The 18,770-nt window shown below is 58.2% G+C and carries 19 protein-coding genes, 1 tRNA gene and 1 riboswitch; of the genes, 9 read left to right on the top strand and 11 right to left on the bottom strand.

Going from position 1 to position 18,770, the window contains the following annotated elements; genetic code table 11:
- Positions 1-321: 321 nt before the first annotated feature.
- Positions 322-405 (top strand): SEC-C metal-binding domain-containing protein, encoded by an 84-nt coding sequence (locus ACZ9IL_RS01990; protein WP_476005292.1) that lies wholly within the window; start codon positions 322-324, stop codon positions 403-405.
- 55 nt (positions 406-460) lie between these two features.
- Here ACZ9IL_RS01990 and ACZ9IL_RS01985 read toward each other — a convergent pair whose 3' ends face one another.
- The gene (locus ACZ9IL_RS01985) at positions 461-1,147 is read right to left on the bottom strand and encodes an N-acetylmannosamine-6-phosphate 2-epimerase (RefSeq protein ID WP_476001985.1); all 687 of its coding nucleotides are present in this window, start codon (positions 1,145-1,147) and stop codon (positions 461-463) included.
- 8 nt (positions 1,148-1,155) lie between these two features.
- Complete coding sequence (locus ACZ9IL_RS01980; protein WP_476001984.1) at positions 1,156-2,712, bottom strand: PTS transporter subunit EIIC; 1,557 nt, start codon at positions 2,710-2,712, stop codon at positions 1,156-1,158.
- A gap of 164 nt (positions 2,713-2,876) precedes the next feature.
- Here ACZ9IL_RS01980 and ACZ9IL_RS01975 point away from each other — a divergent pair, with 164 nt between their 5' ends.
- Complete coding sequence (locus tag ACZ9IL_RS01975) at positions 2,877-3,719, top strand: MurR/RpiR family transcriptional regulator (RefSeq protein WP_476001983.1); 843 nt, start codon at positions 2,877-2,879, stop codon at positions 3,717-3,719.
- Positions 3,720-3,888: 169 nt separating this feature from the next.
- Here the strand turns inward: ACZ9IL_RS01975 and ACZ9IL_RS01970 are convergent.
- A tRNA-Ser gene (locus tag ACZ9IL_RS01970) sits at positions 3,889-3,978 on the bottom strand.
- A 394-nt stretch (positions 3,979-4,372) separates the two neighbouring features.
- On the opposite strand from ACZ9IL_RS01970, the gene ACZ9IL_RS01965 reads away from it, so the two are divergent.
- A complete protein-coding gene (locus tag ACZ9IL_RS01965; RefSeq protein WP_476001982.1) occupies positions 4,373-5,290 on the top strand; it encodes a L,D-transpeptidase family protein in 918 nt (305 codons plus the stop codon).
- Between the two features lie 15 nt (positions 5,291-5,305).
- On the top strand, positions 5,306-6,301 hold the full coding sequence (locus ACZ9IL_RS01960; RefSeq protein ID WP_476001981.1) for a DUF481 domain-containing protein: 996 nt from the start codon (positions 5,306-5,308) through the stop codon (positions 6,299-6,301).
- An 81-nt stretch (positions 6,302-6,382) separates the two neighbouring features.
- Here the strand turns inward: ACZ9IL_RS01960 and ACZ9IL_RS01955 are convergent, their stop codons facing one another.
- The 3 genes from ACZ9IL_RS01955 to ACZ9IL_RS01945 form a co-directional block, all read right to left on the bottom strand.
- Positions 6,383-7,105: a MaoC family dehydratase gene (locus tag ACZ9IL_RS01955; RefSeq protein WP_476001980.1), complete on the bottom strand. Its 723-nt coding sequence runs from the start codon at positions 7,103-7,105 to the stop codon at positions 6,383-6,385.
- 250 nt (positions 7,106-7,355) lie between these two features.
- Positions 7,356-8,297, bottom strand: coding sequence for a 23S rRNA (adenine(1618)-N(6))-methyltransferase RlmF (gene rlmF / locus ACZ9IL_RS01950; protein WP_476001979.1), 942 nt, complete (start codon positions 8,295-8,297; stop codon positions 7,356-7,358).
- A gap of 150 nt (positions 8,298-8,447) precedes the next feature.
- Entirely contained in the window at positions 8,448-8,936 is a 489-nt protein-coding gene (locus ACZ9IL_RS01945; RefSeq protein ID WP_476001978.1) for a C40 family peptidase, read from the bottom strand.
- Positions 8,937-9,211: 275 nt separating this feature from the next.
- Here ACZ9IL_RS01945 and ACZ9IL_RS01940 point away from each other — a divergent pair, with 275 nt between their 5' ends.
- Both ACZ9IL_RS01940 and ACZ9IL_RS01935 read left to right on the top strand, forming a co-directional pair.
- Entirely contained in the window at positions 9,212-9,934 is a 723-nt protein-coding gene (locus tag ACZ9IL_RS01940) for a 4'-phosphopantetheinyl transferase family protein (RefSeq protein ID WP_476001977.1), read from the top strand.
- Entirely contained in the window at positions 9,931-10,779 is an 849-nt protein-coding gene (locus ACZ9IL_RS01935) for a tetratricopeptide repeat protein (RefSeq protein ID WP_476001976.1), read from the top strand. Before ACZ9IL_RS01940 ends, ACZ9IL_RS01935 begins: the two co-directional genes overlap by 4 nt.
- Before the next feature lie 137 nt (positions 10,780-10,916).
- Here the strand turns inward: ACZ9IL_RS01935 and ACZ9IL_RS01930 are convergent, their stop codons facing one another.
- Both ACZ9IL_RS01930 and ribB read right to left on the bottom strand, forming a co-directional pair.
- Complete coding sequence (locus ACZ9IL_RS01930; protein WP_010634682.1) at positions 10,917-11,159, bottom strand: Lpp/OprI family alanine-zipper lipoprotein; 243 nt, start codon at positions 11,157-11,159, stop codon at positions 10,917-10,919.
- A gap of 223 nt (positions 11,160-11,382) precedes the next feature.
- Complete coding sequence (ribB, locus tag ACZ9IL_RS01925) at positions 11,383-12,036, bottom strand: 3,4-dihydroxy-2-butanone-4-phosphate synthase (RefSeq protein WP_476001975.1); 654 nt, start codon at positions 12,034-12,036, stop codon at positions 11,383-11,385.
- Positions 12,037-12,140: 104 nt separating this feature from the next.
- Positions 12,141-12,287: riboswitch (FMN riboswitch) on the bottom strand.
- A 248-nt stretch (positions 12,288-12,535) separates the two neighbouring features.
- Here ribB and purU point away from each other — a divergent pair.
- Positions 12,536-13,372 carry a formyltetrahydrofolate deformylase gene (purU, locus tag ACZ9IL_RS01920; RefSeq protein WP_476001974.1) on the top strand — a complete coding sequence of 279 codons (837 nt, stop codon included), beginning with the start codon at positions 12,536-12,538 and terminating at the stop codon, positions 13,370-13,372.
- Between the two features lie 75 nt (positions 13,373-13,447).
- On the opposite strand, the gene ACZ9IL_RS01915 is transcribed toward purU, so the two are convergent.
- Both ACZ9IL_RS01915 and cls read right to left on the bottom strand, forming a co-directional pair.
- Entirely contained in the window at positions 13,448-14,725 is a 1,278-nt protein-coding gene (locus ACZ9IL_RS01915; RefSeq protein ID WP_476001973.1) for a DUF945 family protein, read from the bottom strand.
- Positions 14,726-14,834: 109 nt separating this feature from the next.
- Positions 14,835-16,316 carry a cardiolipin synthase gene (cls, locus tag ACZ9IL_RS01910; protein ID WP_476001972.1) on the bottom strand — a complete coding sequence of 494 codons (1,482 nt, stop codon included), beginning with the start codon at positions 16,314-16,316 and terminating at the stop codon, positions 14,835-14,837.
- A 96-nt stretch (positions 16,317-16,412) separates the two neighbouring features.
- Here cls and ACZ9IL_RS01905 point away from each other — a divergent pair, with 96 nt between their 5' ends.
- On the top strand, positions 16,413-16,955 hold the full coding sequence (locus ACZ9IL_RS01905) for a YceB family lipoprotein (protein ID WP_476001971.1): 543 nt from the start codon (positions 16,413-16,415) through the stop codon (positions 16,953-16,955).
- Position 16,956: 1 nt separating this feature from the next.
- On the opposite strand, the gene ACZ9IL_RS01900 is transcribed toward ACZ9IL_RS01905, so the two are convergent.
- The gene (locus ACZ9IL_RS01900; protein WP_476001970.1) at positions 16,957-17,397 is read right to left on the bottom strand and encodes a GNAT family N-acetyltransferase; all 441 of its coding nucleotides are present in this window, start codon (positions 17,395-17,397) and stop codon (positions 16,957-16,959) included.
- Between the two features lie 571 nt (positions 17,398-17,968).
- Between ACZ9IL_RS01900 and ACZ9IL_RS01895 the strand changes: the two genes are divergently transcribed.
- Positions 17,969-18,718: a lytic transglycosylase domain-containing protein gene (locus tag ACZ9IL_RS01895; protein ID WP_476005291.1), complete on the top strand. Its 750-nt coding sequence runs from the start codon at positions 17,969-17,971 to the stop codon at positions 18,716-18,718.
- The last annotated feature ends 52 nt before the right edge of the window (positions 18,719-18,770 follow it).

The raw sequence follows: 18,770 nt of genomic DNA, 5'->3' as shown, positions 1-18,770 counted from the left end.
GATATTACAAGAACAATTGAAATGATTCTAGGCCATAGCACCAATCCTTATTCATCTAGGTTGCCCACGCCCCCGAATCGAGACCGATAGGGGATTGCGCAAACTGCACACCTCCCCGCGTACTGGAGGTGCGCAAAAACGACACCCAACGGACCGCTCATTATTGGGCGACCTAGGCGCGGCAAGGCTTGAGGAGGAGGCTAGGGGTTTGGAGGTTGCGCAATTATTGAAGTGCGCAGAACTGCGTAGGGCGAAATACATCGGCGCGAAGAACAACACGGTGAGCATGGGGTGATGGAAGCGGGGTGATTCACTCAACCAGTGGTGACGCCCATCAAGATTGACCGCAACAAACCGTACCCCTGTGGCAGCGGCAAGAAGTACAAACAGTGCTGCTTGCACTGACCAACAAGGTAGAAAGCAAGAGAGGGCCGTTGGCCCTCTCTTGCTTTTGCTCAAATCACGACGACAATCCCATCGCTTCGATAAAGCGCTCGGTGATCTGTTGTGGACGAGTAATTGCGCCACCGACAACGACGGCATGAGCGTCTAGCTGCAAGCAGCGGGCCGCCATTTGCGGTGTATTGACGTTCCCTTCCGCAATTACAGGCTTATTGACTGCCTCAAGCACCGATCGCAGGAAAGCAAAATCATTGTCATAGAGCTTGTGTCCCTGGGTCTCGGCTGTGTAGCCATGAAGCGTCGTGCCAATACAATCAAAGCCCAATTGCTCTGCATGCTGCGCCTCTTCCACTGTTGCGATGTCAGCCATCAACATTAACTGTGGATAGCGTGCGCGAATTGCCCCCACCATCTGAGCCAATGTCAGCCCATCGGGGCGTTGATGAAATGTGGCATCAAGCGCAATCATCTCTGGCGCGGCGGCCATCAGCTCGTCCACTTCCCGTATGGTTGCGGTGATATAGACATCAGAGCCTGGATAGTCCCGCTTGAGGATCCCAATGACTGGCAAAGAGACCTCCTGCTTGATTGCTTTGATATCCACCACGCTGTTGGCCCGGATAGCACTAGCACCACCACGGGCAGCTGCCAGTGCCATCTTACCCATGATGAAATCACTGTGAAGCGGCTCCTCTTCCAGTGCCTGACAGGAAATGATTAACTTGCCTTTGATCTGGTCCAGCATTGTACAACTCATGCTCCCAACAACTCCTCAATCTCGTTCTTGATAATGGTGACATGCGGGCCATAGATAACCTGAATGCCATTGCCCTTGGTGATCACCGCAAGTGCACCGGTCTGCTTTAACAGGCCTTCACTGACGCTCTCCCCGTTATGTACTGAGACGCGCAGTCGGGTCGCACAACAATCCACATCCTTGATGTTGGTCGCGCCGCCAAGCCCAGTGACAATGGCTTTGGCACGATCGACACCGACCGCTTCCGTTGTCTCTTCCTGCTGATCCTCGCGTCCCGGTGTTTTGAACTTGAAGCGCTGGATCATGAAACGGAATGAGAGGTAGTAGAGACAGAACCAGGGCACACCCACTAACGGAACCAGCATCCAGTTGGTTTTGGCTTGACCTTGCAACACGCCAAACAGCATGAAGTCGATAAAGCCACCGGAGAAGGTCTGACCGATAGTGATGTTAAGCATGTGCGCCAGCATAAATGCCAAGCCATCAAAGAAGGCGTGCAACACATAGAGCGGCGGTGCAATAAACAGGAACGAGAACTCGATAGGTTCGGTTATCCCGGTCAGGAACGAAGTCAAAGCCGCCGAAATGAGCAGGCCTGCCACCCGTTTCTTATTCTCGGGCCGAGCGCAGTGATAAATCGCCAGACATGCGCCCAGCAAGCCAAACATCATGGTGATGAAACGACCCGACATGAAACGTGCCGTTCCCTCATAGAACTGGACCGTGTTGGGGTCGGCCAGCTGTGCAAAGAAGATCCGCTGAGTCCCTTCCACCAGATGACCATTGATCAGCTCGCTACCACCCAGTGCAGTCGTCCAGAACGGGAGATAGAAGATATGGTGCAGACCAAACGGGCCTAGCATCCGAAGTACAAAGCCGTAGATGAAGGTGCCAAGATAACCGGTGGCATCGACCAGTCCACCCATCCCGAAGATCAGCTTCTGGAAATGGGGCCAGACCACGTACATGACACACCCGATCACAATGGCGACGAGTGAACAGACGATAGGTACAAAACGGGAACCGCCAAAAAAGCCCAAAAACTGTGGCAGCTGAACCTTGTTGTAGCGGCTGTGCAGCAAATAGCTCATCAGCCCAACCACTACGCCACCGAATACGCCAGTCTCCAGCGTCTGGATCCCGAGCGCCATCCCTTGACCTGCCGCGCCCAGATTGCCGCTCGCCAGGGTATCGGAGAGCTTGAGCAAGGTGTTGATACTGGCATTCATCACCAGATAGGCCAGCAATGCAGAGAGACCGGCCGTCCCCTTGTCAGAGCGGGCCAGCCCCACAGCGACCCCCACGGCAAACAACACCGCCAGGTTGGCAAAAACAATGGCACCGGCATCGGCCATCAACATAAACAGCCCTTGCAACCAGGGCACGTCCAGAAACGGGTAAGCAACCAGCGTATTCGGATTGGAGAGCGAACCACCAATCCCCAATAATAAGCCTGCAGCAGGCAGCACGGCTATCGGCAACATAAACGATTTGCCAAAACGCTGCGCATTTTCGAAAAACGGGCTACTTCCCGTCTTCTCTGACAGTGACATGATAAAAATCTCCACGAGTGAATCACATTGATGGTAATTTTTACCATTAATGGCTAAATGTCATGATAATTATTTTTATGTCGTGACCACACTCACATTCACAAAGAAAATCACGTTAAAATCATGGCAGTTTGAATCCTCCAATTACCCCGAAGGAGTCCCTTTTGAATCACCACATAGAAGCGCCACGTGTTCTCTTGCTGCTTCGCCATCAACTCGACACTTACAGTCAAACCCTGCAGCGGTTGGGACAATTTGTGCTGGAGCAACCCCAGCGCGTGCTCTATCTGACTATCACCGAGCTTGCCCGTGAGAGTGGCACCAGCGAAGCCAGCGTGACTCGTCTCTGCCGTGGTGTGGGTTGTCGTGGCTATACCGAATTCAAAATGGCCCTGGCTCTGGAAACCCAGCAGGAACAAGCCAGCCAAGCTCAGGCATCGGCGACCAGTGCATTCAGTACTCTGATTGAAGAGAGTGTGGCGGCGCTACGAGATACTGGCGCCCTGGTAAGCCAGGACGCACTCTTGCAAAGTGCCGAACTATTGGAGAAGGCCCGCCAGATCCAGATCTATGGCGTTGCTGCGAGTGCGATTATCGGGGAGTACCTTGCTTATCGTTTACTGCGTATGGGTATATCAGCCCAACAGTTCAGTGATATGCATCGCGCTGCGATGAACGCAGCCAGCCTGAAACCGGGGGATGTGGTGATAGCAGTCTCCAGTTCGGGCTCGACCAAAGATCTGCTTCATGCGGTACATCTGTGCAAAGAACACGGAGCCAACGTTATTGTGCTCAGTAACACCAGCCGCAGCCCGCTTGCCACACTGGCCGATCAACTGTTGGTGGCAGCCAAGCCTGAAGGTCCACTGACTGCGGGTTCATTTCACTCAAAGATAAGCGCCATGCTGGTGATCGAGCTGTTGAGCCAACAATTATTGGAAAATAGGCCGGAGCTGGCGGGAGCTATCTCGGATAGCGCCAAGGCTACGTTGCCTTGGTTGATATAATTGCTAGCGAGAGAAGTACCAACGATCCGTGGATGCCTGACAGGGTCGGTGTCCAGGGTAATCCATCCGAATAGCATACCAGCCAACACCTAATGGCATACTGGATGGCATACCAAAAAAAGAACAAAATGAAAAAGCCCAACCTAATCAACAGGTTGGGCTTGGTATGTGGCGGAGAGACAGGGATTCGAACCCTGGGTGGCATTGCTGCCACAATTGATTTCGAGTCAATCCCGTTCGGCCACTCCGGCATCTCTCCACGGGCCCTCATATTGACCCAACCCGAGTCGGGAAATCAATGTAAATATCGTTGCAGATCAGACAACTGGCTAAGAAATCGACATTTTTCGAGAAAGCGTGCCCAAGCAGTATTCCCCGTCCAGACCCGATCCCCCGCTGGCGCCGGTGACCGGGCCGTCGTGTCGAGAGTTGTCGATGCCCGCCTCCCTCTCCTGCCTCTCTGCTGTTTCCGAGTCTGCGCGCGAGAATCGGGAAAATAGGGGCCTGCGGATTGAAAAGAGTGTAAGAGTCACATAAATCTGGCTTGAGGATAGCGCGGCCCCGCGCTGGTAATCCCCGGTCTATTGGTTAACAATCCCAGCTCTTTTTTGGGAGGGAAGCGCTTCCCTCAAGACCTGCTGATAGGAAAAGCCATGTTGTATACACGTATCGCCTCACTGCTGCTGGTGGTTGCCAGCCTCTGGGCCGCGCCGGTCTGGTCCATCACCTATCCCCTCCCACCGGACGGCAGCCGCCTCATCGGCGAGCTGGAAGATTACATTGTGCAAGAGGGCGACCATCTGGAGCTGGTGGGTAAACATACCCAGATTGGCTTTTTGGCGCTGCTCGAGGCAAATCCGGGGGTTGACCCCTATTTGCCCACCCCGGGTACCCGGCTGACCCTGCCGACCCAGATGCTGCTGCCCGACGTACCGCGGGAAGGGATCGTCATCAATCTGCCCGAACTGCGGCTCTACTACTTCCCCAAGGGCAAGCAGGAAGTGATGGTGTTGCCCATCGGCATAGGCGACATCGGCCGCGAGACCCCGGAGATGACCACCACCGTCATTGCCAAGAATCCGAACCCGACCTGGGTCCCCGGCCCCATGGTGCGCAAGTCCTGGCTGGAGCAAAAAGGCATCGACCTGCCCGCCGTGGTCCCCCCCGGGCCTGACAACCCCCTCGGCAAGTTCGCCATGCGCCTTGGCTATGGCAACAAGGACTACCTGATCCACGGCACCAACAAGGATTTCGGGGTCGGCTTGCGGGTCAGTGCGGGCTGCATCCGGTTGCGTCCCGACGACATCGAGACCCTGTTCAAACTGGTACCGGTCGGCACTCAGGTGCGGGTGATCAACCAACCGGTCAAGACGGCGCTGGAACCCGATGGCCGGCGCTGGCTGGAGGTGCACTCCCCCCTGTCCCGCACCGAGGAAGAGCTGGCCGAGGGGGCGCCCCTGGTGCTGTCCGCCGAGGTCGAGCAATTCATCGCCGCCCCCGAGGTCGACAGCGCCCGGGTCACGGCCGCGCTCGACAGCAAGAACGGGCTGCCCCAGCCTGTCAGCAACTGACCGATGGGGTCGGCTATGCCCGCGTTGCGATGCGTGCCCTGGTGCCTGTTCGTCCTGCTCGCCAGCCCGCTGGTGCGGGCTGACATCCTGTGGATGCAAAACGGCGATCGCCTGACCGGCACCATAGAGGAGATCACGGACGAGCAGATCAGCATCACCCCGGCTTATAGCCAGACCCTGACCATCAGGCGTGATGCGATCAAGCGCTGGCGCCTGGACAAGCAGGAGCAACCCAAGCCGCTGACCAAGACGGGCATCGCCCTGCTGGACTCCCCGGACGAGCTCAACGCCTGGCTCTGGAGCGGGACAGGGGATCTCAACATCAAGTTGAAGGAGAGCGACAAGAAGACCAACAACGTCAACCTCAAGGGTTCCACCGAGCTGGCCAACCTGGACTGGCGGTACACCCTGGATGGGGAGTACATCTACGAGACATCGAACAGCATCACCGACAGTCACGAGTACAAGCTCAGCCCCAAGCTGGACTTCTTCTTCAATCAGAACTGGTTCCTGCGCTCCTCCATCGATGCCGACTACGACCTGATAGAGAGCAACTATCTGGAGCTGAGCTATGCCTCGGGGCCAGGTTATCGCTTCTGGAACGACAAGCAGCGGCGGCTGGAGCTGATCAGCCAACTGGGTCTGCAGCGCTCCTACTTCACCCCTGACGTCTGGAGCGGCTCGGATTGGTTCGACGAACGCATCATCAACTACCCCTACCTCAGCCTGGGATGGGACTACCGTCAGCCTGTCTCCGTCTGGCAGCAGCGGTTCGAGCTGTTCAGCAAGGGCAGCTACGAGAAGTTCATCGACCAACCCTCCCCCTACCTGACCAGAAACCAGTCCGTCAACGGCAGCCTGGGGCTCAGGTATTACTTCAACGATCACCTGCGCCTCTCCTGGTCTAGCGAGCTGAGCTGGGACGATACCTGGCTCGAACATGGCGGCCTCAAAGAGAGCCTGGATGAGAAGGAGTGGCGCCACACCATCACCCTGGGGGCCAGCTTCTAGCCTCTTCAGCAACAAACGTCAGAAACGACGCAGGCCCACCTAAGTGGGCCTGCGTTTATCCAGCTCAAGCGAGGATGGCGGTCAGAAGTAGACTCGGGTGAGCGAGCCGATGACGCAACCGGGGCGACGGATGCCCTCAATCTCTATCTTGATCTCTTTGAGCAGCTCGAGCCCGCCCTTGATGGGAGTTACCCGCGCCAGCCTGGTGCGCGAGCGAATGTTGCTGTCCACCTTGATGGGGTACGGAAAACGCACCTGCTCCAGACCGAAGTTCACCACCATGCGAGCGCTGGGAAACTCAGGGGTCGCCTCATCCACCGAGCCGGTCAGCTGGGGCAGCAGGGCCAGGGTCAGGAAACCGTGGGCAATGGTGGTCTTGAACGGTGATTCGGCCGCTGCACGCTCAGGATCGGTGTGGATCCACTGATGATCCCCGGTAACGGATGCGAACTGGTCGATCAGCGACTGACTGACTTGTAGCCACTCGCCGATATGAGTCTCTTCCCCTATGCGGGCTTGCAGCTCGGCATAGAGGCTGGCAGCCTCGCCACTCAGCTCGACCGGGTTCTCCTCGGCCATGGCCGGCTGGCTGTTGACCGCCTGGGCCTGAGCCGCCCCCTGCCGTCGCAGCAGTTGCTGATCGGCCTGCAGGTCGAGCACCCGACCCAGCAGTGGGTGAAGGTGTGCTTTTTGCTGAAACTCACGCCAGTAGTCGCGGATCGCCGGAGAGAGCCAATCCTTGAGCTCAAAGGGGTGCTGCGCCAGTATCTCGCGCTTGTGCTTCAGAAAATCGACAACTTTCATTTACCGATCCCTATTCGATTCATGCCTGTAAAGAGGTCTAACCAGTCCTATTTTATGAAAGTTTCACCAGTAAGTGCAAAAAAATCTCGGCGTACAACTGTACCAGAGGTGAGAGTGACTACTAACATGCGGGGGAAACCAGGCCTGAATGTGCGGTAAAAACGATTAACGTGGCGACAACGTCACCAGAAACGATGGGGGCGAAAAGGGCGCTGCCGAGGATGTTTGTTCTTCAACACCCCGTTTTCGCTCACTCGACCCGGGCAGACCACCAGGCGGCCCGACTCGGTTCATCAAGGAAACTCCAGGCCAGGATCCGGCTTACCTTGTTGCCCTGCGCCATGTCGATCACCCGGGTCTCGCTCGCCCCCACCTGAGCCAGCGCCTTCCTGGCGGCCGGCAGGTTCTCCTTCTTCGACACCAGGGAGCTGAACCAGAGACATTGGCTCGCAAACTCCTTGCTCTGGCCGATCATGGCCGCCAGGAATGCCGCCTCTCCTCCCTCGCACCAGAGCTCGGCCTTCTGACCGCCGAAGTTGAGCACGGGCGCCCCTGTCACGGCTTTCCCGAGATTGCGCAGCTTGCGCTCAGTCCCCTTGCTCGCCTCTGCCAGAGAGGCGTGAAACGGCGGATTGCAGAGCGTCAGGGCAAAGCGCTCCTTGGGACCAACAATGCCGCGAAAGATCTGCTTGGGATCGGTCTGATGACGGCAGGCAATCTGGCTCGCCAGCCCATTGCTGTTCGCCAGCAGGGTGGCGGCCTTGACCGAAACGGGATCGATGTCCGATCCCACGAAGCGCCAGCCATACTCGCGGGCCCCCAGCAAGGGATAGATGCAGTTCGCCCCAACGCCGATGTCCAGCACCCGCACCCCCTTGCCAGTGGGCAGCTCACCTGCGCTCTCGGCCAGCAGATCCGCCACTCTGTGCAAGTAATCCACCCGACCCGGAATGGGCGGGCAGAGATAGCCCGGCGGCAGATCCCAATGCTTGATGCCATAGTGCAGCGCCAGCAAGGCCCGGTTGAGCGCCTTGACGGCGGCCGGATCGGCAAAATCCAGGGTGCGGGTGCCGTGCTCGTTGACGAACACGAAAGGCAACAACTCGGGCGTTCGCTGGCAGAGCACGTCGAAATCGTAGGGAGCTTGATGGCGATTGCGCGGGTGCAATCCGGATTTGTGCTGGGTTTTCATGCTGGGCCTGCCGAGGGTCAAGGGGGCCACACTATAGAGATTTGATGGCGGAAAGTCTAAATGGCGGCCATAAAAAACCGGGCCATCAGAGCCCGGTTCAAGTGAGGTTGGAGAAACAGTCCGTACTGCGAGCCGTTTGTCCAGCCTGACTCAGATGTCGATCCGGCGTGCCTGCCAGAACTTGCCGCGCCAGTAGGAGCTGTCCAACTTGGAGCGCGTCACCCCGGCTCGGGTGGAGGCATGGATGAATTCACCGTTGCCCACATAGATACCCACATGATTCAGGCGCTTGCTGATCTTGAAGAAGACCAGGTCCCCTTCCACCAGATCCCGCTTGGCAACGCGAGTGCCCTCATGAACCTGGGAGCGGGTATCGCGGGGCAACTCGATGCCGACTGCATTGCGGAACACTTCACGGGCGAAGGCGGAGCAATCGATACCACGCTGACTGCTGCCTCCCATCCGATAGGGAACACCACGCCACTCTTTATATACGGTCAGGATTTCGTTCACATCGGGTGTCTGCGAAGCTTCCGGTTCCACCACGGGTTCCATCATGGAAACTTCGATCTTGCTCGCAACCTCGGGCTGGGGTGCCGAGGCACAACCCACCATTCCGAGCGCGACCAGCAATAGCATCAGGTGGCGCAATCCTTTATCCCCGCAAAATAGTAAAACTTGTTAAAATACGGCCCGGAAGGGCAATTTATAAGGCAACAGCACTCGACTATATCCAAGAATTCTATCGAGGCAAGTGAAAATCCCTATCGACATCACATTTTTGCAAGGAAATGCATTATTTTTCATAATTAATGTGATCATGTCCAAACAATATACAATCCCGAAACTGACCACCGGGGCCAGCCAAAACTGATTCTTATCGCTGCTTCACCCTCTTTTTTAAGTGAAAAATTATGCTCTCTGCGGATCTCTATTTGTTAAAACCAGCTCAGATCGATGCCGAGCAGCTGATATCGCTGCCTGGCGAGCTCTCCTCGGAGGAACACCGTCATTGGCATGAGATCCGGCAGCCAGATCGCCAGCGGGAATATCTGCTCGGCCGGGTGCTGCTGCGCCGCCTGCTGGCCGAGCGACTCGGCTGCCCGACCGATGCCCTGCAATTTTGCACCAACGATCACGGCAAGCCTGCCCTGCGCAGCCACCGCTGGCAGTTCAATCTCAGTCACAGCGGGGACTGGCTGGTTCTCGCCCTCTGCCAGCAAGGGCCGCTCGGTGTCGACATAGAGATGGGCCTGCGCCGCCGGCAGATACTGCCCTTGGCACAGCGCTTTTATGCACAAAGTGAATACGAATGGCTGGCAGCATTGCCACCAGCAGGACAGGAATCGGCATTTTATCGCCTCTGGTCGCGCAAGGAGGCGGTGTTGAAAGCCCAGGGCAACGGCATTGCCGCCGGGCTCGACAAGGTGTGTTTCCTTCCAGAGGAGGGTTGGCGACTGGATAACCGGCTCGACACCCAGTTCTATCAGGTGCAGGACTGGCGACTGGGCAGCGGCTGGCTGAGCCTCGCGGCCCCGACCCTTGACGTCAATGGCTACCTGCTGGACGAGCGCTTGAAATCCACTCCCCTAGGCCCCATGTTAACCCACACCATTTTCCGAGAGTCAGCCTCATGATCGTCGACATCAATCCCCAGAATTTCCACGCCGAACTGATCGATGCGTCCATGAAGAAGCCGGTCGTCATCTATTTCCACGCACCCCAGATGCCAGAATGCCAGGGCATGACCCCGCTGGTAGAGGCCCTGGTCGGCCCGGCCAATGCCCAGGTCACCCTCGCCAGGGTCGACATGAATGATCCCCAGTTGCAGCCGTTGGCGAGCCAGCTGGGTCTGCGCGCTCTGCCTGCGCTGGTGCTGTTCCATCAGGGCCGGCCGGACGAGCAGGCGATCCTGGAAGGGCCACAGGATGAGGCCACCCTGCGCCAGTATTTCGCCGCCTTCGCCCCCAAGGAAGAAGAGCTGTTGCTCGAGCAGGCCAAACAGACGCTGGCAGAAGAGCAGGCCGATCTCGCCCACGCCCATCTCACCAAGGCGCATCAGCTGGCACCGGAGCGCCACGACATCAGCCTGTGGCTGGCGCAGGCCGCACTGGACCTGAATCTGCTGGAAGAAGCGCAGACCCTGCTCGCGACCATCCCCATGGTGGCGCAAGATGATCACTATCAGGCGCTGAGCGCTCGCCTGGCGCTGGCGCAACAGGCGAGCGATAGCCCGGAACTGCGCGCCCTGGAGACTCGCCATGCGGCGAACCCGGGTGATGATGCCCTTGGCCAGGAGCTGGCGGTGCTCTATAGCCAGGTCGGCCGACAGGAAGAAGCCTTGGCACTGCTGTTCAGCATTCTCAAGCGTGATATGGCGTTTGGCGATGCCAAGAAGATCTATCTCGATATCCTGACGACCATGGGTACCAGTCCGGTGGCGCAGAGTTACCGTCGCAAGCTCTACAGCCTGCTGTATTGATCGAGAGAGAATAAAAAATCTGGGTGATGCCGAGCTATCGGCATTGCCTTGTTCAGGCGAGAGAAGATAAAACGCAGGATTTGACGAATTTCAGGCAAAAAAAAATGGCGCATGAATGCGCCATTTTTTCGCATGGATTACTTCTTGTAGGAAGTAGCCATGTTGTCGATGCGCTGGTTAGCACGCATAGCTTCTTGCTTGGCTTCTGCAACATCAGCAGCGATCTTGGATTGATCAGCACGAACAGCGCTAACATCTTGAGCCAGTTGGTCAACTTTGTTAGACAGATTCTGAACGGAAGTTTCCAGTTCGCTGGTGTTTGCACAACCGCCCAGCAGAGCGGACAGACCAACAACACCTACCAACAACATTTTTTTCATTTTTAAAGCTCCCTTTAACTCGCCAGACGTTTAGCAAGCGGCGTGATTATGGCACAAATAAATCCGAGTTTGGATAGGCCCCATCGCAGATAAACGCATTAAAACCCTCATTTTTTTTTAAACGTACACTTTTTGTGCAAACTTAAGTCAAAAACGAGTGCCCTGGATGAGGTTCGTGCAAAGCGTAACCAAAAAATGTACTTATTTCAATTTCGTATGAAGCTCAGGCTGAACGTTCTGCCAACAATTGACGGTATTGCACCAGATCTTCGATGGTCAGCACCGGCATCTGATGCTGGCGACCAAATTCCACCAGATCGGGCAAGCGGGCCATGGAGCCATCTTGCTTGGTCAGCTCGCACAGCACCCCAAAGGGTTTCAAACCGGCCAACTGCATCAGATCGACCGTGGCTTCGGTATGACCACGTCGGGTCAGCACACCGCCGGTACGGGCACGCAGCGGGAAGACATGGCCGGGACGGTGCAGATCCGATGGTTGGGCACCGTCGGCAATGGCGGCCCGGATGGTGGTGATGCGATCGGCGGCGGAGACACCCGTGGTCACCCCTTGCGCCGCTTCTATGGTCACTGTGAACGCGGTCTGATAATGGCTGGAGTTCGCCTCCACCATCATGGGCAATTCCAGCTGGCGCACCCGCTCATCGGTCAGGCAGAGGCAGACGATACCGGAGCACTCGCGGATCATCATGGCCATCTGTTCGTTGGTCATGCTTTGGGCGGCGAAGATGAGGTCGCCTTCGTTCTCGCGATCTTCATCGTCGGCCACCAAGACGCCACGACCGGCACGCAATGCGGCCAGCGCGGTTTCGACGCGAGTAATGGGATCACCAAATTCACTGAGTAGAGACTGATTCATGGTAAGACTCCTAAGTAAGACAAGGACCAGAATCAGGGCATGGAAAGGCAGACAGAAGTAGGCATGCGGCAGCCAGTCCCAAGGGGCCTGACCGGCAAACTCTGTCTTATCCTCTTTCATCCGGACTATGACCGTCGGCTCCGGCATCTCACCGGATCTGCTGACCCCGACCAAGGTCGGGCGCTCGCGGGCTCCCCGAGTCAAATCGGGATACCGCCGGTGGGGAATTTCACCCCGCCCTGAGAATAAGCGCAGACAGCGTAAAGAAAAAAAGCGCGGGATACCAGCCCAAAACCCATCGGCGACAGACCGGGTTCAGCAAGCCTCCATCGGAGGCTGCTGACCGCAAGGGCGCACGGCGCGCTGTTCTTTCTGATTTTGTTTGTGGCATATTGCCGAGAAAAGTGCCCGAAAAATAACGCGCCTGACCACAGGCCAGAAGAAAAACGCGACCTGCGCAGACTCAGGCGCCAACACCACAAACGGAATCATGACAGAGATGGAAAAGAAAATACTGCTGACGGATTGCCCCGACGCCAAGGGCCTCATCGCCAAGATCACCAACATCTGCTACAAGCATCAGCTCAACATCAACAAGAATGACGAGTTCGTCGACCACGAGAACGGCCGTTTCTTCATGCGCACCGAGCTGGAGGGACGTTTCAATGACGAGACCCTGCTGGCGGATCTTGACGATGCCCTGCCGGCAGGCGCCCAGCGCCGACTGGTCAAGGCGGGCAAGAAGCGGATCGTCATCCTGGTGACCAAGGAGACCCACTGTCTCGGCGACATCCTGATGAAGAACTACGCCGGCGCACTGGACATGGACATAGTGGCGGTGATCGGCAACTACGACACCCTGGCCGAGCTGACCGGCAAGTTTGATATTCCCTTCCACGGCGTGAGCCATGAGAACTTGAGCCGGACCGAGCACGAAGAGCAGGTGCGTGCCCTCATCGATGGCTACGCGCCCGACTACGTGATCCTAGCCAAGTACATGCGCGTGCTGACCCCCAGCTTCGTGGAGGCCTATCCGCGCAAGCTCATCAACATCCACCACTCCTTCCTGCCCGCCTTCATCGGTGCCCGTCCCTATCGTCAGGCGTTCGATCGCGGGGTCAAGCTTATCGGTGCCACCGCGCACTTCGTCACCGACGATCTGGATGAAGGCCCCATCATAGAGCAGGACGTGATCCACGTCGGCCACACCTTCAGCGCCGACGACATGGCCAAGGCCGGGCGGGATGTGGAGAAGTCCGTGCTGAGCCGAGCTCTGGAACTGATACTCAACGAGCGCGTGTTCGTCTATGGCAACAAGACGGTGGTGTTCAAGTAAGGACGCGCCAGCAACGACAGCACCAACAAAAAGGCTCCAGAGGGAGCCTTTTTTATGTGCCTGATGGACCTGACATCACTCGTGCAGCGCCAGGCCATTGATGGTTGCCACACCCTTCTCGAGTTTGAGCTCGGCGTGCAACTGCTCCTGATCCGCCTTCAGATAACCCTGTTCGGTGAACTGCGCCAGCATGGGCGCCAATTGCGGAACGGCCTTGCCCAGCTCGTCGCCGAGGCTGGCATGGAGCAGCCCGGACAGCGCGTGCATGCTCTCGCTCCCCTCCTCTGTCCCCATCAGTTGCTCCAGCGAGGTCGGTGCCAGCTTGGCCTCCCCTTTCACGCTGACGGGTTCGCCGTTGAGCTGGGCACTGAGATCGGTCAGCTCCAGCGTGGCGCCCCGTTGCAGCATCTTGTCCAGCGCCTGCTGGATGGCCGCCTCGTCCACCCGCTGGCCACTGGCCTCCTGCAGGGTCTGATACCCTTCCAGATCCAGCCCCTTCAACGACAAGTCCAGATTGCCCTGGGTCAGCGCCAGCTTGTCCCCTTCGTTCTCCAGATTGAGGGTCTCGACCTTCATCTGATAACGGCTGGAGAGAGTCTGGGCATCGTCACCCGCCAGCTGAGTGGAGGTAGTCAGCCCCTGCAAAGCAAGCTTGGCACTCTCCGGCAGCGTCAGGGAGAAGGCAGACAGGGTCGCATCGCTGCGGGGCGAGAGCCAGACGCCGCTGATCTCGGCCAGATCGGCGCTGCCCTTGAGATCCGCCAGCACCATGTCCATCTTGCTCTGGGCATCGTGCAAGCTGAGCCCTTGCCACTGGAACGTCATATGACCGTTGCCATCCAGATCGCCGCTGTAGCTGCCGTTCAGCGGCAGGAAGCTTATCTCGTTCATCCCCTCCTTGACCTTGAAGTCGCTCAGCCAGAAGCGGGCGCTCTGGCTCTGGGTCAGGAGGCTGCTGGCCGATTCAAGACCAAGCTGCCACTGCTGCATACCAAGGGCGGTGAAGACCGGGGCCAGCGTCCCCTCGGCGGTGTCGAGCAGCAGCTGACTCTTGATATAGAACGGCAGGATGCGGTTGCTGCCGTCGAGTTGCATCTCGATGGGCTCGCTCCCCGCCAGCTGGGGATCCAGACTGGCCAGCGCCTGCGGCGTCACCACCACCTTGAGCACACCGTCACGGGTAAACAGGTTCTCGCTGCTCGGGGTCCAGGTGATCTCGACGCCACTGCCCTGTTTCACCTTGGCGATCTCCTCCTCGAGGAGCCGGTCGAAGGTATTGCCGGTATACCAGCAGGCTGCCAATCCGCCCGCCACCAATACCGCACCGACCACCAGGGCCACTTTCTTTTTCATCGTGATCTCACTCTCAAAAGGCGCATGGGCGCACTCTACGGGGCAGATGGGGACACAGGCAAGTACCTTCCCGGCTCAGAATCCATTATCTGCGGTCACTGCTGCGTTTTTATAGCAAGGGGCTGAACAGGTAGAAGATGTTCTCCAGCAGCTTCTTGTACCAGGGGCGGGCCCGCCACTGGGCGAGCGACATGGGAGTCGCCTCCAGCATGTAACCCTGCACCAGCTGGTTCATCTCGGCGACAAACACCGGATTGTCGATGAGCAGGGTCACCTCGAAGTTGAGCCAGAGACTGCGCCGGTCGAGGTTAACCGTGCCCACCAGGGCAAAGTCGTCATCCACCAGCACGCTCTTGGTGTGCAGCAAGCCGGCATCGTAGCGATAGATCTCGACCCCGGCCTCGAGCAACTCCTCCATGAAGGAGTTGCAGGCGTGGTTGGCCATCAGGGAGTCGTTGCGCGCCGGCAGCACCAGTTGCACCAGCACGCCGCGAGCCGCCGCCGAGGAGAGCGCCGCCGCCAGCGGATCGTCCGGCACGAAATAGGGCGTGGTCAGCACCAGGTGGTGGCGCGCCTGATAGATGGCCAGCAGCAGACTCTGCTGGATGCAGTCGCCGCCGACGAAAGGACCGGAGGGAATGAGCTGGGCCCGATAGTTGGTCTGGGGCCAGGCTTCGGGCTCGTGCTGCAGGCTGTCGAGCAGCCGCTCGCCAGTCTCCATCTCCCAGTCCGAGACGAAGGTGGACCACATCAGCGGCACCACGGGCCCCTGTACCCGGATCATGATGTCGACCCACTGGCCAACCCCCGCATCCTGTTTGAAGAAGCGGGGATCCACCATGTTCATGGAGCCGGTGTAGCCGACCCTGTCATCGATCACCACCAGCTTGCGATGCATGCGCAAGTCCTGGCGCTGGAACGGGATACGCCAGGCACCGACCGGCAGCACTTCCACCAGCTTGACCCCGGCCTTGCGCAGCCGTTTGGGCCAGGTCGAGCGGAAAAAGGCCTTGCTGCCGATAGAATCGAGCAGCACACGACAATCCACGCCGCGCGCCGCCACCTCGATCAGGGCCTCGCCCACCGCATCCGCGTGCCCGCCAGGGTGCCAGATGTAGAACTCCAGATAGCAGGATTGGGAAGAGTGGCGGATGTCACGCACTATCTCCTGCAAGATGGCATCCGGCTTGTGCAGCAAGGTCATCCGGTTGCCGGACAGCATGGGCATGGCCAGTCGTCCCTGAATGAGATCGTGCAGCGGCCGCGCCTTGCTGCCCACCTCGCAGCAGTGCTGGGGAAAGAGGCGAGCCAACTGACGGATCCAGATGGCGTAAGGCCGGTACATGGCCTGGGCCCGCTCGGCCCGCTTGCGGCCCAGCCTGATTTCGCCAAACAACACATAGAAACCGACCCCGGCGAAGGGGATGGCATAGATGAGGGCCAGCCAGGCCAGCGACACCCCGATGGGACGCCGCTTCATCACCACCCGCAGCGACACCCCCGCCACTATCACGGTGTGGAAGAAGAGCAGCAACCAGCCGAGAAAGCGGGAAAACAGCAACTGAATGTCGTATTCCAGACCGTCGAGCAAGACGACTCCTTGGTGTGATGGAGAAATTGCGTGGGCAGACCCCACAGAGCCAGAATGGTATGCTGTAAAACACACCCATTCTATCAGGTCGTTAGCATGATCTTGCAATCTATGCTGCTGAGTCTGGCCATGCTAGGTCAAGGCTCATATGACATCAATGAGCAACAGATAAATCAGTACCTGCAATCTCAGGTACAAGTGGATAAACAGCTGGAATTGCCCGGCATCATCAAGGCCCATATCCAGCTCGAACAGAGCGATGTCCAGATCGGCCGCCAGAGCCCGGATACCGCCAGGGTATTTGGCAAGGGCAAGCTGAAGATAGCCCTGCCGGATCAGACCGAGTACGACGCGCTGCTGAACATGACCTACGAGGCCAGGCCGCGCTACGACAAGGCCCAGAGCGCCCTGTTTCTCGACAATATGAAGCTGATTGACTACAAGCTGGAGCCGGCGGCGGCGGAACAGAAGTTTGGTTTCATGCTGAGGATGCTGCTGCAGAGCATGGAGAAGCGGCTGGAAACCCAGCCCGTCTACAAACTCGACGCCAAGGATCCGAATCAGGCCTGGCTCAAGGACAATCTGCTGGGGCTGGAGCTGTCGCCGGGCAAGATCCACCTGCTGACCAAGCCCCAGTGAATCAGTTGTAAATCGTGGACGTGGCTTGACGCACCAGCAGCTCTATCTGGTAACCCTGTTCGCGCTGCTGGTGATAGTGGGCATAAAGAGGCCCATCCAGCTCATTCAAAGAGAGGTGGGCAAAGCCCGCCTTGAGGTAAAAGGGTTTCTCGAATGGCAAGGCGTGGCAGATCACCGGCTTGTCCAGCAGATCGCTGCAGGCGCGCTGCAACAAGCGTGACCCCAGTCCCAGTGACTGGTAATGGGGCAGCAGCCGGAAACCGCACAGGTGGTAGTAGTCCTGCTCGTCGCGCAGGCGCACGGCGCCCACCAGCCAGTGGGCGTCGCGCACCACGAAGATCCGCTCGGACAAGTCCGGCACATAGTGGGAAAATGTCGTCTCGTAATAGTCCCTGATGAGCGAAAGATCCGCGTCACAGTACTCTTCGAATCTGAGCTCCATCGCCTGCCTGCCTGTAGTACCCATTGCATCCCTGGCCACAGAGGCCTCTTTTGACCCTTCATTCGACTCCATCGACAGATCAGACCAGAATGGAGCAACCGCAAGATAACATGCCTTTAACTTACAAAGAAGCCAATAGCCAGACGACAGCCCCATCCCGCCTCGCCATCAGCCGGGTTCAGAATTGTCCTGCACAGATGGTGGATCAATGCCATAGATATGCTCACAACGCATTGATTTAAACAATAAAACTATCATGGGATTTTTTATTAGCACTCTCGACGATGGCCAGAGGCTCTCATGGCGAACCTGGTCCGTCACTTAGGTTGACGCCTGGACCCAAAGCGAGGAAGCCAAGCATGACCGCCTGCCGTGCAGCCATGGATGGAACAATCGACTGCTGGCCACGGAGTGAACCAGGCCGCCCGATGGATGATCGCCGCCTGCGAGTGCCCTCGTCCGTTTCGGCTTTTCTTGCGGCTCGGACTCCGGCGGGCTTGTTCTGCCTCGCCCCGAATGCTTTACTCAACGTGGCTAACGAGGCTTAAGGAGCAAGCCGTTGAAAGCATGGATGTTGCTGGGAGTCATCCCACTGTTTTCCCTGTCCGCCTGGGGTCAGATGCCATCACCGGCCGAGGTGGTGATCCTGACGACAGAGACGCCCCCCACCATCACGGCGAAGCCCGTGGTGACGGCTAAGCCAGAGCCCACCGCCGTGTCTACCCCCGCCCCCGAGCTGGCCAAGGCCCCGACCACCCGCCAGATCCAGGTCTACAAGTCGGTGCAGAAGAACGGCGTGACGCGCTACTCCGACATGATGCCGGAACAGGGCCACTACGAGCTGCTGCTGTTCAACGACTGCTACGCCTGCGACCCCGACTCCAGGGTCAACTGGCGCACCACCGGCCTCTTCCTCTACGACTATGCCAGCACCATCAAGGCGGCCGCCAAGGCCTATAGTGTCGAACCCGCCCTCATCCGGGCGCTGATCCACGCCGAATCCGCCTTCAACCCGCGCGCCATCTCCCGCAAGGGAGCCATGGGGCTGACTCAGCTGATGCCGGCTACCGCTCGCGAGCTCGGGGTCGGCGATGCCCTGATGGCGGAGCAGAATATCTTTGGCGGGGTGAAATATCTGGCGGGTCTGCTCAAGCAGTATGACGGCAACGTCGCCCTGGCCACGGCCGCCTACAACGCGGGAGCCGGTGCGGTGCAAAAGCACGGCGGCATCCCGCCCTATGCCGAGACCCGTGCCTACGTGGCGCGAGTGCATCTGCTGCACCAGCGCTACAAGGAGATGCTGAGCGCACGGGGTCTGTAAAACAAAGCACGGCGGCATCCCGCCCTATGCCGAGACCCGCGCTTATGTAGCG

The sequence above is a fragment of the Aeromonas sp. TECH754 genome (genome assembly GCF_056279295.1).
The sequence above is the reverse complement of the archived record's forward strand: the minus strand, read 5'-3'. Positions and strand labels throughout refer to the sequence as shown.

Excerpts from the sequence above, each read along its gene's own strand:
- ACZ9IL_RS01985 (WP_476001985.1), bottom strand. The coding sequence starts at position 1,147 with ATGCTGGACCAGATCAAAGGCAAGTTAATCATTTCCTGTCAGGCACTG.
- ACZ9IL_RS01980 (WP_476001984.1), bottom strand. The coding sequence starts at position 2,712 with ATGTCACTGTCAGAGAAGACGGGAAGTAGCCCGTTTTTCGAAAATGCG.
- ACZ9IL_RS01945 (WP_476001978.1), bottom strand. The coding sequence starts at position 8,936 with ATGCTATTGCTGGTCGCGCTCGGAATGGTGGGTTGTGCCTCGGCACCC.
- rlmF (WP_476001979.1), bottom strand. The coding sequence starts at position 8,297 with ATGAAAACCCAGCACAAATCCGGATTGCACCCGCGCAATCGCCATCAA.
- ACZ9IL_RS01955 (WP_476001980.1), bottom strand. The coding sequence starts at position 7,105 with ATGAAAGTTGTCGATTTTCTGAAGCACAAGCGCGAGATACTGGCGCAG.
- ACZ9IL_RS01940 (WP_476001977.1), top strand. The coding sequence starts at position 9,212 with ATGCTCTCTGCGGATCTCTATTTGTTAAAACCAGCTCAGATCGATGCC.
- ACZ9IL_RS01935 (WP_476001976.1), top strand. The coding sequence starts at position 9,931 with ATGATCGTCGACATCAATCCCCAGAATTTCCACGCCGAACTGATCGAT.
- ACZ9IL_RS01960 (WP_476001981.1), top strand. The coding sequence starts at position 5,306 with ATGCCCGCGTTGCGATGCGTGCCCTGGTGCCTGTTCGTCCTGCTCGCC.
- ACZ9IL_RS01915 (WP_476001973.1), bottom strand. The coding sequence starts at position 14,725 with ATGAAAAAGAAAGTGGCCCTGGTGGTCGGTGCGGTATTGGTGGCGGGC.
- ACZ9IL_RS01965 (WP_476001982.1), top strand. The coding sequence starts at position 4,373 with ATGTTGTATACACGTATCGCCTCACTGCTGCTGGTGGTTGCCAGCCTC.
- purU (WP_476001974.1), top strand. The coding sequence starts at position 12,536 with ATGGAAAAGAAAATACTGCTGACGGATTGCCCCGACGCCAAGGGCCTC.
- ACZ9IL_RS01900 (WP_476001970.1), bottom strand. The coding sequence starts at position 17,397 with ATGGAGCTCAGATTCGAAGAGTACTGTGACGCGGATCTTTCGCTCATC.
- ACZ9IL_RS01895 (WP_476005291.1), top strand. The coding sequence starts at position 17,969 with ATGTTGCTGGGAGTCATCCCACTGTTTTCCCTGTCCGCCTGGGGTCAG.
- ribB (WP_476001975.1), bottom strand. The coding sequence starts at position 12,036 with ATGAATCAGTCTCTACTCAGTGAATTTGGTGATCCCATTACTCGCGTC.
- ACZ9IL_RS01905 (WP_476001971.1), top strand. The coding sequence starts at position 16,413 with ATGATCTTGCAATCTATGCTGCTGAGTCTGGCCATGCTAGGTCAAGGC.
- ACZ9IL_RS01930 (WP_010634682.1), bottom strand. The coding sequence starts at position 11,159 with ATGAAAAAAATGTTGTTGGTAGGTGTTGTTGGTCTGTCCGCTCTGCTG.